Genomic DNA, 14856 nt, shown 5'->3' with positions numbered 1-14856 from the left:
CACTGCACGTTGTGTCCAGTGTGGACACACTGTGACCTGCTCAAACGCCCCGACCAGTGACCAGTATCATTAACGCGCGAAATCGTCGGAAGTTGTGCGCACACACTGCACGTTGTGTCCAGTGTGGACACACTGTGACCTGCTCAAACGCCCCGACCAGTGACCAGTATCATTAACGCGCGAAATCGTCGCCACCCACGAGCGGCCAGCGGCGATTTCGCGCGAAATCGTCATCCACTGCCGTAGAGCCGCCGTTCACTGGCACGCGTAACGAGTCTCAAGCAGCCTCTATAGCAACCAAAAACACTCACGGGTCTGTTCTTCGTCTTTGAAACGCCGGAGGCGCTTGGCTCACCTTCGCAGCTTGCGCTGCCGCGGAACCTCAGCCGTCGCCTGAGGTTCCGCTACCCGCACCGCCACGCGAAACGAGTTTGGAAACAGCCCCTGCAGATCAGGCGAGCTCGAGGAGCGCGTGGACCGGCAGATGGTCGGACGGGAAGTAGCCGTCCCTGCGGTAGGTGTTGATCGCCGCCTTCAGCACCCGGACGCGACCGTTGTGCAGCAGCCAGTCGATCCGCTCCTTGCCCTCGACGGGCTCCTTGTAGCCGGCGAAGGTGCCCCACGCGGGGGTGAGCCGCTCGGCGGCGGTCGCCCAGCTGTCGGCCAGGCCGCCGCTGGTCAGGATCCGGTACGACTCCGACGTCTCGGCCGCGGTGTTGAAGTCGCCGGTGAGCACCACCGGCAGCGCCGGGTCGAAACCGGCGATGCGGTCGCGCACCAACTGGGCGCTGCGCTGCCGCGATGGCTCCGACTGGTGGTCGAAGTGCGTGTTGACGTGGACGAATTCGCGGCCGCTCCGGCGGTCCAGGAATCGCACCCAGGTGACCATCCGGACCACGTTGTTGCCCCAGCTCTTCGAACCGATCACGTTCGGCGTGTCGGAGAGCCAGAAGTGGTCGTAGTCCAGCGGCTCCACCCGGCGGGTGTCGTAGTAAACCGACATGAACTCGCCGCGACCGCCACCTTCCCGGCCCAGCCCGATCCAGTCGTAGTGCCGCGGAACATCCGAAAGCACCTCCTTCACCTGGCTGTACAGCGCTTCCTGCACGCCGAGCAGGGTGGGCTGCTCGGCGTTTAACAGCTCGGCGAGGATCGGGCGGCGGGTGGTCCAGGCGTCGGGGTTGGGCGGGGTGGCCTTGGCGTCGAAGCGGATGTTGAAGGTCATCACGTGCAGCGAATCGCCGTGCGCGGGCCCGATCAACGCGTTGTCGCTGGGCCGCGCGGCCGCCGCACCGGTGCCGAACACACCGACCGCGCCGGCCGCTGCGGCGGCTCCGGCCATGCCGAGAACTCCCCGTCGGGTAAATCCAGACACATCTGCCTCCTCGATTGACGTGTCAAGATCCTCACGCGCAGCGGCCCGGGAGTGGTTGACCGTTAGGCGAACATTGCCGGAATTCCGCAACGGGCCGAATGTGACCTGGTCGGCGGAGGCGGCCCGGTGTCGGTGCCCGTGGCTAGGCTCGGTTCCCATGAGTGATCGTCGTCTGCTGCTGGTCCACGCCCACCCCGATGATGAGTCCACCGCCACCGGCGCAACGATGGCCCGGTATCGCGCGGACGGCGCATCGGTGTCGTTGGTGACCTGCACCAGCGGGGAGCTCGGCGAGGTCATCGCCGATGATCTGGCGCACCTGCGCGGAAATCCCGATGCGCTGGGCGAGTACCGGCGCGGGGAGATCCGCGCGGCGCTGGCCGAGTACGGCGACGTCCGGCACCACTGGCTCGGCGGCCCGGGGCGCTGGCGGGACAGCGGCATGGCCGGCGAGGCGGGCAACGGGGTGGACGGGGCCTTCGCGAAGGCCGACCCGGCCGAGGTCACCCGTGCGATGGTCGAGATCCTCCGCGCGGAACGGCCCCACGTGGTGATCACCTACGACGAGTTCGGCGGCTACGGCCACCCGGACCACATCGGCGCGCACCGCGCGGTGATGACCTCCCTCGACCCGGCGGCGGACCCCGGCTACGCGCCGGAACTCGGCGAGCCGTGGCAGGTGCCGAAGGTGTACTGGACGACCCTGCCGCGCTCGATCCTCAAGCGCATCGAGGGGGCGGGTGTCGAGGGCTTCGAGCCGTACACGGTGCCCGACGAGGAGCTGACCGCGATGGTCGACGGCCGCGCCTTCCACGCCGCCAAGATCGCCGCGCTGCGGCACTACCGCAGCCAGGTCGACCTAGATGACGGCGGGTTCTTCGCCCAGATGGTGGCCCGCCCGGAGTTCGCGATGGAGCACTACCTGCTGGTCCGCGGCGACCGGGGCCCCGGAACCGGCCCCCACGACTGGGAATCCGACCTGTTCGCGGGCCTCGCCTGACCCGACCGGTCACCGGGCGGACAGGCGCTGTTCGGCTGGGATCGGCGTGGGGTGCGCGGGCCAGGGCAGGAGGTCCGGGAGCGGACCGGTCGGGATCTGCTGCGGCGTCCGGCCGGCGAGCCAGGCCGCTAGGTCGCGGGCCCGGCCGGTGATCTCGACGCCGCCGACGTCGGCCGGCCACCGGCGCGGGCCGTCGGTCTGCCGCAGCGCGATGCCGTCCGGCAGCCGGGGCAGCAGGAAATCGACGGCGTGGCAGGAGAATTCGTCGCTCCACTCCTGCGGGCTGACGCCCAGGTCGAGGTCCACTAGGTGGATCCAGGCCTCCCGCCACCGCATGTGCACGAGCCCGCTCAGGTCGCCGTTGCGGAACCGCACCGGCCGTTCCCAATCGTCGGCCGCGGCCTGCGACCACACCGCTTCCAGGGCGGCCGAGTGCCGGGCGATGGAGTCGCGGTGCTCGTCGGCGCTGCGGTCGGCGAGCCCTTCGATGATCGCGTCGCGCTCGGTCTGCCCGCCTTCGTAGGCGTCGACCAGTTCGCCGCGCAACGCGAGCGCAGACACCCGGGCGAAGGCGCGGGCGTTGTCGGTCAGGTGAGCCAGCACGTGGCCCCGGCTCCAGCCGGGGAGCAGCGACGGCTCGGCGACCTGATCGTCGGTCAGTGCGGAGAGCACCTCTAGAAGTCGCCGATGGCCCTGCGCAACAGCATTCAACGGAGGCATCACGCGCCAGGATCCTAGACCCACGCCACCCGGCCCCACCCCGGGATGCCGAATGCGGCGGTTTCAATGGAACCAGCACGTCGATTTCCGTTGAGCCTTTTCATCCTGGCTGATCTGCAGCCGCAACGCCTGAAGTCCTGCGGTACGGGGGCTGCCGCAAGCGGCGTAGCCGCCTTGGCCCACCCGCGCAGTTCGCGCCGCCGCGGGTTCTCAGCGGTCTTCTCGCGAGGACAGCTGGCCATACACAAGTCCGGGATTCCGGAGCCGAGAAGGCCGCTGAGGTTCCGCTACCCGCACGCAACGCAAGAAGAGGTTGAATGGAAAACGCTCATTGAAATCGCCATCCGGCCCGATCAACCCGTGTTGTGGGTCCGGTACGCCGCGACGAGCTGGGTCTCGGCGGCGTCGAAGTACTCGTCGAGGCGTTCGGCCGCCGCGTCCATCGAGCCGTCGGTGATCAGGTCCGCGATCTCCCGGTTGAGCTCCAGGTACAGCTCGTGGAACTCCCGGGGGCGCGACATCACGTGGAACGCCAGGCGCAGCTCGGCCAGCAGCTGCCGCATCGTCTCGTTCACCCGGGGGCTGGCGGCCAGCGCCGCGAGCGCCTCGTGGAAGCGCATGTTCGCGGTGCCGACGTCTCCCCAGCGCTCGTCCTCGGCCGCGCGCTCGCCGTCGGCCACCGCGCCGTCGACGGCCGCCACCAGCTCCGGCGCGGCCCCGCCTGCCCGGCGCACCGCGCTGGTCTCAAGAAGCCGGCGGATGCGGTAGAGGTCGATCACGTCGTCGGCGCTGAGCACCCGGACGAACACGCCACGGTGGAACTCGTGCACCAGCAGCCGCTCGTGCACCAGCAGCCGGAACGCCTCGCGCAGCGTGTTGCGGGAGACCGCCAACGCCTTGCCCGCGCTTTCCTCGGACAGCCGGGTGCCGGGGGCGAGTGCGCCATCGATGACGCGCTGCCGCAGCACATCGGCGACGCGCTCGGCCGTGCTCGTGCGGTCCAGCAGCGCCCGGTCGGCCGTGAGCAGGTCCACCCACGGATCCGAGGTGGTCAATCGAGCTCCTAACGACGTGCAGCAGTTGATCGCAGTCTAACGAGAAAGGTGCGCGCAGGGGATTGCAGAATTGTTCAACAACTCACTATGTTGGCCGGAACCGCAGTTCGCGCGGCTGACACGCGACATCCCCCGATACCGGTAGCGAACCGGTGTACCTGCTGATCGGAGTGCCATGGCCCAGACGTCCACGGCCGAGAACAAGCCTTCGGCGGCCAAGCGCAGCACGCTGCTGGGTGCGGTCTTCCTGATGGCCACCAGCGCCATCGGCCCCGGGTACCCGAGCTGGTTGCTGATCGTGGGTGTGGTCGCCTGGCTGCTGACCTTGTACTTGGGATACAACTCGCTCGGCGGCATCGCCGCGCTATGGAAGTGAGGTGGGCATGGACCTCAACTCGGACCTCGCGGAGGGCTTCGGGCGCTGGGAGCTCAGCGACGACGAGGCGCTGCTGCGCATCGTCACAAGCGCCAACGTGGCCTGCGGCTACCACGCGGGCGACGCCACGGTGATCCGTCAGGCCGTCGAGCAGGCCACGAAGCTGGGCGTCGTGGTCGGCGCCCAGGTCAGCTACCGGGACCTGGCCGGGTTCGGCCGCCGGTTCATCGACGTGCCGCCGGTGGAGTTGGCCAACGACGTGATCTACCAGATCGGCGCGCTGGCCGGCTTCGCCCGCGTCGCGGGCACCGAGGTTGGCTACGTCAAGCCGCACGGAGCGCTGTACAACGCGATCGTGCACCACGCCGAACAGGCGTCCGCCGTGGTCGAGGCGGTGCGCAGCTACGATCCGTCGCTGGCCGTGCTCGGGCTGCCGGGCTCGGAGTGGCTGACCCGGGCTGAGCGGGCCGGGCTGCAGGTGTTCCGCGAGGCCTTCGCCGACCGCGCCTACACCCCGGAGGGCACCCTGGTGTCGCGCCGCGAGCCCGGCGCGGTGCTGCACGACCCGGAGGTCATCGCTGACCGCTGCCTGAAGCTGGCCGCGGGGGAGCCGATCGAGGCAGTCGACGGGTCCGAGATCAAGATCGGCGCCGACTCGATCTGCGTGCACGGGGACAGCCCGGGCGCGGTGGCCATCGCCGAGGCCGTGCGGGCCCGGCTGGTGGCCGGGGGAGTGGCGCTGGAGCCGTTCACCTCGCGAGGCCCGTGATGCGTTTCCTGCGGTGCGCCGACTCGGGGCTGCTCATCGAGCTGGCCGATCTCGAAGCCGTGCAAGCGCTTTACGCAGTGCTCGCCGAGGATCCGCCGGAGGGCGTCACGGGCCTCGTCCCGGCGGCCCGGACGTTGCTGCTGCACTTGGACCCGCGCGCCAATGCCGCGGCGGTCGAGGCGGCGGTGCGTGCGGTCGAGCCGCGCGACGGCGCACCCGCCAGCGGCGACCTGCTGCAGGTGCCGGTGGTCTACGACGGCGCGGATCTGACTGAGGTCGCGGAGCTGACCGGGCTGACCGAGCGGGAGGTCGTGCACCGGCACACGAGTGCGGAGTGGACGGTCGCCTTCGGCGGGTTCGCCCCCGGTTTCGGCTACCTCGCCGGCGGCCCGCCGGAGCTGGTGGTGCCGCGCCGCACCGAGTCGCGGACCAAGGTGCCGCCCGGATCCGTCGGCCTCGCCGGCGCGTTCAGCGGCATCTACCCGCGCGAATCGCCCGGCGGCTGGCAGCTGATCGGGCGCACCGGCCTGGAGATCTGGCGGGCCGACCGGGAACCGCCGGCGCTGCTGCGGCCCGGCGTGCGGGTGCAGTTCCGGGAGGTCCCATGAGCTGCCTGGAAGTCCTCGCCACGGGTCCGCTGTCGACGATCCAGGACCTGGGCCGGCCGGGCCTGGCCGGGATCGGCGTGGGTCGCTCCGGTGCGGCCGACGGCGGCGCGTTCCGGCTGGCCAACCGGCTGGTCGGCAACGACGAGACAGCGGCGGCCATCGAGGTCACGCTGGGTGGGCTCGCGGTCCGCGCGACCCGCGACCTCACCGCCTCGGTGACCGGCGCTCCCTGTCCGACCACTGTGGATGGTCGGGTGGTGGCGGTGAACTCGGTGCTGCGGATCCCGGCCGGCGCCGAGCTGAGGATGGGCGTGCCCGGCCGCGGTCTGCGCAGCTATCTCGCGGTGCGCGGCGGCATCGCCGTGCCACCGGTGCTCGGTTCCCGGGCCACCGACGTGCTCGCCGGGCTTGGCCCGGACCCGCTGACCCCCGGCGAGCTGCTGCCGGTCGGCCCGGCACCCGCGCGGTTTCCGCTGGTGGACGTGGCCCCGGTGGCGATGTGCACGGCCGGCGAGATCGTGCTGCGCGTGGAGCCCGGACCGCGCCACGACTGGTTCGCCGACGACGCCCTGGCCACCCTGGTCAGCCGTCCGTACGAGGTCACCCCGGACAGCAACCGGATCGGCATGCGGCTGGACGGACCGGCGTTGGAGCGCAGCCGCACCGAGGAACTGCCCAGCGAAGGCATGGTCGCCGGTGCGCTGCAGGTGCCGCCGTCGGCGCGCCCCACGCTGTTCCTCGCCGATCACCCGGTGACCGGCGGCTACCCGGTGATCGCGGTGGTCACCGCGGCGGACGTGGACAATGCGGCGCAGGCCAGGCCAGGCCAGCGAATCCGCTTCCGGTTGAGGAACGGCTTCAAAGCTCGTTCCGCATAGCAGGATCTCAGACGCCGCCCGGTCCGCGGGATCCCCGCCGCTTCAAGGCAGCAGATCAGATCGGCTTCAACAGCAGAGGTAGGGAGATTTCGATGACGCAGCCGAAAGCGATGTCGCCGGAGCAGGCCCGTGCGGCGTTCCGCGCCGGATTGCGCGTACCGACCTCGGGTTACAGCGCGGGTTGGACCCAGGCGAACCTTATCGCGCTGCCCCGCGAGTACGCCTACGACTTCTTGCTGTTCGCGCAACGCAATCCGCGCTCCTGCCCGGTGCTCGACGTGACCGAGCCCGGCGAGACCAGCGCTTCGATCTTCGCTGGCGACCTGCGCACCGACCTGCCCGCTTACACGGTCTACCGGGACGGCGAGCTGGCCGGGGAACGCGCAGAGGTCACCGACCTGTGGCGGGACGACCTGGTGTCGTTCCTGGTCGGCTGCAGCTTCACCTTCGAGGCGGCGCTGCTGGAGGCCGAGGTTCCGGTGCGCCACGTCGAGGCGGGCAGCAACGTGCCGATGTACCGGACGAATCGGAAATGCCGCCCGGCCGGCCGGTTGACGGGACCGATGGTGGTGTCGATGCGGCCGATCCCGGCGGACCTGGTGTCCACCGCGGTTCGCGTGACCTCCCGGTACCCGGCGGTGCACGGTGCCCCGGTGCACGTCGGCGCGCCGGAAGCGTTGGGAATCCTGGACATCGACCGGCCGGACTTCGGCGACGCGGTGGAGATCCGGCCCGGGGAGGTCCCGGTGTTCTGGGCCTGCGGGGTGACGCCACAGGCGGCCGTGATGCAGTCCAAGCCGCCGTTCGCCATCGGCCACGCGCCCGGCTACATGGCGATCACCGACGCCCGCGACAGCCGTTTTCTCGTCCCGTAAGAAGCCTCCAGGACTCGGAGGCTGAGACACCAGCAAGCACGCATCAACAACATGGAGGACAGCGGCGAACGCTGCTGTCCTCCATGTTGACAACACGATGACCAGGGAGAAAACCCCGATCCAGCCTTCGACCCCGGGATAATCTCCTTAGCGCGGGGGTCCGTTTCGCTTGGCGGCCGATGCGCCGGTCGCCTCTGCGGCGATTGGCGCGACGCGGCTCCAGCCGAACGGTGTTCCGCGAAGGCGGTGATTGAGGCCCGGGGGACAGGGGCGCACCGACCGGACCGTTCAACGGCCGGACCCGAGGCGGCGTTCCGGCTTCCGGTGTGAGTCACCCCGCACTCGATCGAGAAGTCGTCCCGACACGCGTCGGTTCGATGCTTGACTCCCGGGATTCGGCGACCGCGGCTCGTAGCTTCGAGGCATGGATTTCAGCAACGAAGTACGAGTCGGACAACACACCTACGGAGTCACCGCCAAGGGCGAACCGGTCAGTTCGGGCCAGCCGGCCACCGTCGCGGTGGAGTTCACCGGAGCGGATGCAGACGGCCGCGTCGTGGCCGAAGGCAACCTGCTGATCGCCGTCGACGGGCTGGGCGACGCGAAAGCGTTCCTGGCCCAGACCTTGGACAGGCTGGCCGCGCTGCACGTGCCTTGGACGGCCGCGCACGGGCGGAGCCGACCACGCCCGCCCAACGCCGGTCGACCGTGGACCGAGCCCGACGGCGAGCGGCTCCGGGAGCGGTGGCTGGGTTCGGTGGGTGAGACCGCGAGCCGATTGATCGAGGAGTTGGCCGAGGAGTTCGGCCGCACCCGCGGAGCGGTCCGCGCACAACTGCCCCGACTGGGCTGCGACTCGGACGTCCCGGGCCGGGTGCTCGCTGAGACCTGACCCGCGGCCCGGCGTGGAGATCGGTGGGAATGGCGAATCGGACGTTCGCCGGGCGCCGAAGAATTGTTGAACTGGAATCGATTCCCGCTCGATGCGCGGTGGCGGGAATTGCCATTCTGCAGAAATTGGGAGGAGGTTCGCGGGGTGAGAAGGCGAGTGGTTCCGATATCGCAGTTGTTTCGCCCGCGCCAGTCGGCAAGAGAAGGCACCGCCTCGCCGGAGGGCCCCGAGTGCACGCTGTCGGGGAGGTCCGTGCGAGGCGGTGCAGGGGGGATCTGCAGGATCGTCGCCGGGGTATCGTCCTCGGCTGTCCCGTTCAGATCCGGGTCAGCACTTCTCGAAGGTGCTCGTCGGGGAGTGGGCGATTGCGCCGGTGGAGCTGATCGTCTCGGTGTGCACCTTGACGGTCGCGCCGGAGTTGCACGGTGCCTTCGTGGCCAGGTTGATCTCGGTGCCGCTCTGCGCCAGCTCGCCGAGCACCTTGGGCGTCGCGTCCTTCTGCTCGACGACGATCCGCACGGTGACCGTCGCGGTGTTCAGGCAACCGGTGCGCCCGCCGGTGGCGGTCAGGGTGTTGCCCTCGCGCGTGGGTTGGTAGGCGAACAGCGCGCACGCCGGGGCGGACTCGGCGGCGACCGCCGGGGCGGCGGGCGCGACCGCGAACGCCGCGAGCGTCAACGCGGCGCTGAACAGGACGGGCGAGTGTCGCATTCGGGGCCTTCTTCCGTGTACCGAATTGCTGACGGATACAACGCGGAGTCGATCACCCGCCACGATGGCTGTCAATTTGGAATTGGTCGGAGCGCAGTTTTTCACCCGGGCGAGGCTCGTCATTAGTAGTTGTTCAGAGGATGGAGGTTTGCCCCGCCGGCTTGGCCGGATGCCAGGGGAGGAGGACGGATTGGACGCTTTTCTGAACGCGATTTGCCGCCGGTTCGCGGCGTCCGGGTGATCTAGGGCGGCAGCCGTCGCGCGGCCTGCAATATTTGCAATGCCTCTGTTAATATCGCAAGCCCGATCGAGGGGGTGTGGATGTCGAAGACGGTCGCCAAGGCGGTCCACGTGCTCGAAACCCTCGCCGCAGCGCCTAAGACCGTCGCGGAGCTGGCGCGCGAGCTCGGGGTGCACGGCTCGACCGCGCTGCGGATGCTGCAGCCGCTGGCCGACGGCGGCCTGATCGCCCGCGGACCGGACGGCCGATACCGCCTCGGGTTCCGGCTGGTCGAGCTCGGCCAGCAGATGCTGGAGGACATGGACCTGCGCGCGGTCGCCCGGCCGCACCTGATCTCGCTCGCGGACGCCACGCGCTCGACGGCGCACCTGGCGCAGCTGGTGGACGACCAGATCGTCTACGTCGACAAGATCGAGGGCGCCGCGTCGATCCGCACCTGGTCGCGGATTGGACGGGCAGTGCCGCTGCACACCGCCGCCGCCAGCAAGGTGATCCTGGCCGCGCTGCCGGCTGACCACCGGGATCGCCTGCTGTCCGCGCACGCCTTCACCCGCTACACCGAGCGCACCATCACCGGCGAAGCCGAGTTCCGGGACCACCTGGTCGAGGTCGCGCGGCTCGGCTACGCCACCGACCAGGCCGAATTCGAGCCGCTGGTGCACTGCATCGGCGTCCGGATCCCTGACGTCACCGGGCAGCTCCTGGCGGCCGTGTCGCTGACGACGGTGCGCGCCGACACCGATCTGCCCGAGCTCGGCAGCCTCCTCGGCCAGGTCCGGGACACGGCCACCGCGATCGCCGTTGCCCTCGGCCACCAGGCGGGTTGAACACCGGTCGGGGCGTGCCGGGTCCGAAGGGGGGCCGGGGCTTTCCTAGGACGTGTTTATAAGCGGCGACAGCCGCTTGCGGTGCGGGACTCAACTGGCACCGCCGCGGGTTCTCAGGGGTCCTTCTCGCGAGGACAGCCCCGACGTGGTGAATTGGCATTCATGATGTCGGGGATCCCGCAGCGAGAAGGCCTCTGAGATTCCGCTACCCGCACCGCTACGCAAACCACTTTCGAAACAGGCCCTAGTTCGCGATGTCGGGTGATCGGAACAACTCGGGGCAACCCGTGACCGTTCCCAGCGGTGTTCGTTACCAGGATGTTCGGTGTTACCCGGGAGGATCGCGATGACCTGGATGATCTACGGAGCGAGCGGCTACACCGGTCGGCTGGTCGCCGACCGGGCGCTCGACCGCGGGGAGCGGCCGGTGCTGGCCGGTCGCGACCCGGCGAAGATCGCGGCCTTCGCCACGCCCAGGGGCCTGCCGTACCGGGTCTTCGACCTCGGCGACCCCGACGCGGTCGCCGAGGGGCTGCGGGGCATCGACATAGTCGCGCACTGCGCCGGTCCGTTTTCCGCGACGTCGGCGCCGATGGTCGAAGGCTGCCTGCGAGCCGGCGCGCACTACCTCGACATCACCGGCGAGATCGACGTTTTCGAGGCGGTTTTCGCGCGCCACGAGGACGCTCGCCGCGCCGGTGTGGTGCTCCTGCCGGGCTCGGGCTTCGACGTGGTGCCCACCGACTGCCTGGCCGCGATGGTTGCAGCCGACCTGCCCACCGCGACCCATCTGGACCTTGCCTTCCACACCAGCGGCGGGATCAGCGGCGGAACGTTGAAGAGCGCGCTGGAGGGTGCCGCGCTGGGAGGCAGGGCGCGCGTGGACGGCGAGGTGCGCACCGTGCCGCTGGCGTGGCGTCGGCGTGAGATCCCGTTCCCGTCCGGGCCGCGGCGGGTCACCTCGCTGCCTTGGGGTGATGTCAGCACGGCCTACCGCAGCACCGGGATCGGCAACATCACCGCCTTCGCCCACCTGCCCGGACTCGACCGGACCGGCCGTCGTTCGACCCGGTTGTCGCAGGTCGTGATGGGGTCGCACATCGTGCAGCGGCTGGGCAAGGCGGCGATCGGCGTAGTCGTGCGCGGCCCCGGCCGGGCGACCCGCTCGCGCAGCTGGGTCGAGGTCTACGCGGAGGCGACGGCACCGGACGGCACGAGCGTGTCGGCGGCCCTGATCGGCCCGGACACCTACGACCTCACTGCGGACGCGGTGCTCCGGGCGGTCCACTCCCTGAGCGCGGAACCCCCGGCGCCCGGGGCTCACACCCCGTCCACGGCGTTCGGCGCGGACTTCGTCCGCCGCCTCCACGGGGTCAAGATCATCGAACCGGCCCGCCGCTGACACCATCCACAATGCACGAAGCGTGACGAGATCGAGGAAACCGGCGGCGCTGGACGTATCGGCGCGAGGTGCCGGTTTGCCCATGACTGGCACGGAAAACCGAGGTTGGCGCGTGCATTTTCGAGGCGGAACCGACATGCTTTGCAGGCTGGCTCCGCAAGGTGGAATCGGAACATCCACTGTGGAGTCATGCATCGGCGCGAGACTCGCTAGCCGAGGCCCTGCGGGGTCACTCCACGAGGACGCGGAGCATGCCCTCCGGCCCGGACTCGCTCTCCAGGAACTCCAGGAAGGGCCCTTCGCCGGACGGCGGGCGCAGCGACGCGAACTCGGAGCGTTCGCCCGCCAGTTCCATACCGGTCGCCGTCGCCATGGTCCGGGCGTCCGAGCGCGGGTCCGAGGTGTCGATCACGACTGCGGCGACCGGCCCGGTGTAGGCGTATACCTTCCGGGGTTCCAGCACGCACAGCTCGTTGCCCTCGATGTCGGCCATCACCACCCACGGCACGTCGCTGCTCTGGTCGATGTCGGCGAACCGGGCGCCGGCGTTGAACAACCGCTCCACGATCCTGTTCTGGTCGTCGTGCGACTCGCTGCGCAGGTCCAGGTGCACGCCGTTCTTCCGGGTCTTGGCGCGGGCGCTCACGACGAACCGCAGCGGCACCCCGGGGCCGGTCGGCTGGACGACGGTCCCGGCGCGCGTGTCGAGATGCCATCCGAGCACGTCGGCCCACCACCGCGCGAGCCGCTCCGGCTCCTGCGCCGAGAACTCCACGACGACCGATGCCATGCCGCGAAAGTACGGGCACCCCACCGGTGCGCACAACTCCGCCTCGGGGCCGCGTGGCCGTTTATTGGGTGGCGAACTGTCCGGCGGTAGTCGTAGCTTCCGGCCCATGCGGATTCGCGATGCGCACCAGGACGACTGGCCGGAGATCTGGCCGTTCATCTTGTGTAGGTGGCGGAGACCCCGGCTTTAGCCGTGGAGAGGAGCCACCCCACCTCCTTCGTGAGTCACACTGATCAAGCCTTTACAGGGTGTTCCCGCGGGGTGTGGGACGTGGCCTGTGGAGCGGGTGTAAGACCTCTGGGCGCTTTCTGCGTCCCTCGCCTTAACCGGGGAGGCAATCGGCGACGAAGCAGGAAGCTTCCGCCGCGAGGCGGAAGGGATTCCCCCGGCTTTAGCCGTGGGGAGGAAACTCAAGCAGGAGATCGTGACGGCGGGGGAAACGTTCTCCTGGGATCGCGACATCGACGAGCAGCGGGCCAGGCAGCGCTGGTTCCTGCCCCGGCCGGGCCGCACGGTCGTAGCCGTCGACGAGAAGGGGCGGGTGCTGGGCACAGCGGTGTCGGGCCCGAACCACGAGGGCCCGGCGGCGCACGTCGCGACGGCCGGCTTCATGGTCGCCCCGGACAGCTCGGGGCGCGGCGTGGGCCGAGCGCTGGGACGCCGCGTCCTGGACCAAGCACGAGCGGACAGCTTCCGAGCGATGCAGTTCAACGCGGTCGTCGAGACCAACGTCAGAGCGGTGGCCCTGTGGCGCTCCCTCGGCATGCAGAGCGCGACGACCCTCCCCGAAGCGTTCCACCACCCGACCTACGGCTACGTCTGCCTGTACGTCATGTACCAGCGTTTCAGCAGCTAGCGACCCGTGAGAAGCCTGTTTCCAGATTCGGTTGCGTGGCGGCGCGGATAGCGCAACCTCAGACGCCGTCTGGACTCAGGGATGTCCAACGCGGCATCGCTCGCCAGGCGACGTCTGAGCAAGTTGCTTAGGTGGGTTAAGCGCAATGCCGCTTCGAAGACGAAGATCAAAACCACATCGTTGGCACCAGAACAAGCTCACGGGTCCTGACCTGTTGCGTTCAAATGTCCAGCCCGGTGCGGAGGTCGGTCAGAAGGGTGGGGAGGACCGCTTCCTCTTCGATGGCTCTGGCCGTCGTGGCCATCAGTTCCGCAAGCTGGGGATCCCAGGGGGTTTCGAGTGGGGTGCCGACGAGGTTCGGCAGGTCCGTGCGGGTTGCCGCCGCCCGGTCGAGGGCTTCGCGGTAGTCGGCGGCGGACATCCGCCATGGACGCGCGTTGTGGTGCGTCAAGAGGGATCGGGTGATGCCGATGCCGGGCCAGTCGAAATCGCCGTGGTAGTGCAGCGTGGCGCCGCAGTCGGTGAGGCGCTGCAGCAGCGTCACGGCAACCGTTGTGGGATGGCCGGACACGCACACCACGGGGTGCGCGATGCGTTCTTCCACCGCCGATTCGAGGACTCGCGGGTTCTCGCACACGGCGATCGTCGTGCCCGCCTCGACGAGCGCGGACGGGGCAGCGCGCAGGTCGAGGTGGGTCAGGTGCGTCGGCAGACCCAGCGCGGTGCGCTGCCGGACGCCGTGCGACCAGTCGTCCGAGCCGACCAGTGGCAAGGCCCAGCACAGAACGGTCGCGGACACGGCATCGAGCGTGACTCCGCAGCGCTCCCACAAGGCCCGGCGCTCGCGCTCGTTGCCTGGTGTCTCGGCCCCGTGCGCCAGCGCCGCGGCCTTGAGCACAACCCGGCTCAACGCCGTGCCGTTGTCGAGCTGATGCGCTCCGCCAACGCTCGCCGCTAGCTCGCTACGCGACGTCCACGCCTCCGGCGGCTCCGCCAGCGCTAGCGCGCTCAGCGCCTTCGCCGCGCGCCGCGCGACGTCCGGGAGTTCGTCGTCGCCGACTCGCCCGTACTGCTGGAGCCACTGCGTCCACGGCTCCGCCCATGCGGCCGTCGCGAGTCCTCGCTCGGCCAGTGCCGCTCGCAGCGTCCCTGCGGTCTGCTCGCGCCGTTCGTCCCGCTCCGCGGTTTGGCGCCGCGCCAGCGGCCGCTCGTGCAGGATCTCCAGAACTTCCGCCAGCCCCAACGCGAACCGGCTGCGCCGGACTGCTTCGTCCAATTTGGACACGCTGATCCGCGTACCCTGACCCCACATCGGGCGGCCGTAGAGCTCGCCGACGGCTCGTTGGGTCTCGGCATCGGGCAGCTCCAACCGGAACGTCGCCGGGGGCTTCGCGGCCTCCAGCGCGTCCCGCGCCTGCGCCCACAAACCGCGCAGCGGCTCAACGCCCCACACGGCACGGACGTCGTCCTCGACACCCACG

The 14856-nt window shown here is 69.8% G+C and carries 16 protein-coding genes; 10 read left to right on the top strand and 6 right to left on the bottom strand.

Annotation, left to right across the window (positions count from 1 at the left end; genetic code table 11):
• Positions 1-451: 451 nt before the first annotated feature.
• On the bottom strand, positions 452-1342 hold the full coding sequence (locus DL519_RS22115; protein ID WP_190824149.1) for an endonuclease/exonuclease/phosphatase family protein: 891 nt from the start codon (positions 1340-1342) through the stop codon (positions 452-454).
• Between the two features lie 208 nt (positions 1343-1550).
• On the opposite strand from DL519_RS22115, the gene mshB reads away from it, so the two are divergent.
• Positions 1551-2375 carry an N-acetyl-1-D-myo-inositol-2-amino-2-deoxy-alpha-D-glucopyranoside deacetylase gene (mshB, locus tag DL519_RS22110; protein WP_190824148.1) on the top strand — a complete coding sequence of 275 codons (825 nt, stop codon included), beginning with the start codon at positions 1551-1553 and terminating at the stop codon, positions 2373-2375.
• 9 nt (positions 2376-2384) lie between these two features.
• Here mshB and DL519_RS22105 read toward each other — a convergent pair whose 3' ends face one another.
• Together DL519_RS22105 and DL519_RS22100 are read right to left on the bottom strand one after the other, a co-directional pair.
• On the bottom strand, positions 2385-3095 hold the full coding sequence (locus DL519_RS22105) for a maleylpyruvate isomerase family mycothiol-dependent enzyme (protein ID WP_190824147.1): 711 nt from the start codon (positions 3093-3095) through the stop codon (positions 2385-2387).
• 353 nt (positions 3096-3448) lie between these two features.
• On the bottom strand, positions 3449-4150 hold the full coding sequence (locus tag DL519_RS22100; RefSeq protein WP_190817615.1) for a GntR family transcriptional regulator: 702 nt from the start codon (positions 4148-4150) through the stop codon (positions 3449-3451).
• A gap of 175 nt (positions 4151-4325) precedes the next feature.
• Here DL519_RS22100 and DL519_RS22095 point away from each other — a divergent pair, with 175 nt between their 5' ends.
• From DL519_RS22095 to DL519_RS22070, 6 genes are all read left to right on the top strand, one after another.
• The gene (locus DL519_RS22095; protein ID WP_190824633.1) at positions 4326-4526 is read left to right on the top strand and encodes a hypothetical protein; all 201 of its coding nucleotides are present in this window, start codon (positions 4326-4328) and stop codon (positions 4524-4526) included.
• Between the two features lie 7 nt (positions 4527-4533).
• Positions 4534-5295, top strand: coding sequence for a LamB/YcsF family protein (locus DL519_RS22090; protein ID WP_190817613.1), 762 nt, complete (start codon positions 4534-4536; stop codon positions 5293-5295).
• Positions 5295-5903, top strand: a complete 609-nt coding sequence (locus DL519_RS22085; protein ID WP_190817611.1) for a 5-oxoprolinase subunit B family protein — start codon at positions 5295-5297, stop codon at positions 5901-5903. Before DL519_RS22090 ends, DL519_RS22085 begins: the two co-directional genes overlap by 1 nt.
• Positions 5900-6781 carry a 5-oxoprolinase subunit C family protein gene (locus DL519_RS22080; protein ID WP_190817609.1) on the top strand — a complete coding sequence of 294 codons (882 nt, stop codon included), beginning with the start codon at positions 5900-5902 and terminating at the stop codon, positions 6779-6781. Before DL519_RS22085 ends, DL519_RS22080 begins: the two co-directional genes overlap by 4 nt.
• Positions 6782-6873: 92 nt before the next feature.
• Positions 6874-7656, top strand: coding sequence for a putative hydro-lyase (locus tag DL519_RS22075; RefSeq protein ID WP_263399684.1), 783 nt, complete (start codon positions 6874-6876; stop codon positions 7654-7656).
• A gap of 424 nt (positions 7657-8080) precedes the next feature.
• Entirely contained in the window at positions 8081-8548 is a 468-nt protein-coding gene (locus DL519_RS22070; protein ID WP_190817607.1) for a hypothetical protein, read from the top strand.
• A gap of 327 nt (positions 8549-8875) precedes the next feature.
• Here the strand turns inward: DL519_RS22070 and DL519_RS22065 are convergent, their stop codons facing one another.
• Positions 8876-9259: a hypothetical protein gene (locus DL519_RS22065; RefSeq protein ID WP_168587182.1), complete on the bottom strand. Its 384-nt coding sequence runs from the start codon at positions 9257-9259 to the stop codon at positions 8876-8878.
• Positions 9260-9580: 321 nt separating this feature from the next.
• On the opposite strand from DL519_RS22065, the gene DL519_RS22060 reads away from it, so the two are divergent.
• Together DL519_RS22060 and DL519_RS22055 are read left to right on the top strand one after the other, a co-directional pair.
• Entirely contained in the window at positions 9581-10327 is a 747-nt protein-coding gene (locus tag DL519_RS22060; protein WP_190817605.1) for an IclR family transcriptional regulator, read from the top strand.
• Positions 10328-10673: 346 nt separating this feature from the next.
• Complete coding sequence (locus DL519_RS22055) at positions 10674-11729, top strand: saccharopine dehydrogenase family protein (RefSeq protein ID WP_190817603.1); 1056 nt, start codon at positions 10674-10676, stop codon at positions 11727-11729.
• Positions 11730-11958: 229 nt separating this feature from the next.
• Here the strand turns inward: DL519_RS22055 and DL519_RS22050 are convergent, their stop codons facing one another.
• Positions 11959-12519: a VOC family protein gene (locus DL519_RS22050; RefSeq protein ID WP_190817600.1), complete on the bottom strand. Its 561-nt coding sequence runs from the start codon at positions 12517-12519 to the stop codon at positions 11959-11961.
• 424 nt (positions 12520-12943) lie between these two features.
• On the opposite strand from DL519_RS22050, the gene DL519_RS22045 reads away from it, so the two are divergent.
• On the top strand, positions 12944-13375 hold the full coding sequence (locus DL519_RS22045; RefSeq protein WP_223839383.1) for a GNAT family N-acetyltransferase: 432 nt from the start codon (positions 12944-12946) through the stop codon (positions 13373-13375).
• 220 nt (positions 13376-13595) lie between these two features.
• Here the strand turns inward: DL519_RS22045 and DL519_RS22040 are convergent, their stop codons facing one another.
• Entirely contained in the window at positions 13596-14855 is a 1260-nt protein-coding gene (locus DL519_RS22040; RefSeq protein WP_190817598.1) for a TIGR02679 family protein, read from the bottom strand.
• Position 14856: the final 1 nt, after the last annotated feature.

The organism is Saccharopolyspora pogona, assembly GCF_014697215.1.
Taxonomy (GTDB): domain Bacteria; phylum Actinomycetota; class Actinomycetes; order Mycobacteriales; family Pseudonocardiaceae; genus Saccharopolyspora; species Saccharopolyspora hattusasensis.
The sequence above is the reverse complement of the archived record's forward strand: the minus strand, read 5'-3'. Positions and strand labels throughout refer to the sequence as shown.

Coding starts and splice junctions, on each gene's coding strand:
- DL519_RS22075 (WP_263399684.1), top strand. CDS start 6,874: ATGACGCAGCCGAAAGCGATGTCGCCGGAGCAGGCCCGTGCGGCGTTC.
- DL519_RS22065 (WP_168587182.1), bottom strand. CDS start 9,259: ATGCGACACTCGCCCGTCCTGTTCAGCGCCGCGTTGACGCTCGCGGCG.
- DL519_RS22085 (WP_190817611.1), top strand. CDS start 5,295: ATGCGTTTCCTGCGGTGCGCCGACTCGGGGCTGCTCATCGAGCTGGCC.
- DL519_RS22050 (WP_190817600.1), bottom strand. CDS start 12,519: ATGGCATCGGTCGTCGTGGAGTTCTCGGCGCAGGAGCCGGAGCGGCTC.
- DL519_RS22080 (WP_190817609.1), top strand. CDS start 5,900: ATGAGCTGCCTGGAAGTCCTCGCCACGGGTCCGCTGTCGACGATCCAG.
- DL519_RS22095 (WP_190824633.1), top strand. CDS start 4,326: ATGGCCCAGACGTCCACGGCCGAGAACAAGCCTTCGGCGGCCAAGCGC.
- DL519_RS22090 (WP_190817613.1), top strand. CDS start 4,534: ATGGACCTCAACTCGGACCTCGCGGAGGGCTTCGGGCGCTGGGAGCTC.
- DL519_RS22115 (WP_190824149.1), bottom strand. CDS start 1,342: ATGGCCGGAGCCGCCGCAGCGGCCGGCGCGGTCGGTGTGTTCGGCACC.
- DL519_RS22060 (WP_190817605.1), top strand. CDS start 9,581: ATGTCGAAGACGGTCGCCAAGGCGGTCCACGTGCTCGAAACCCTCGCC.
- DL519_RS22070 (WP_190817607.1), top strand. CDS start 8,081: ATGGATTTCAGCAACGAAGTACGAGTCGGACAACACACCTACGGAGTC.
- DL519_RS22105 (WP_190824147.1), bottom strand. CDS start 3,095: ATGCCTCCGTTGAATGCTGTTGCGCAGGGCCATCGGCGACTTCTAGAG.
- DL519_RS22055 (WP_190817603.1), top strand. CDS start 10,674: ATGACCTGGATGATCTACGGAGCGAGCGGCTACACCGGTCGGCTGGTC.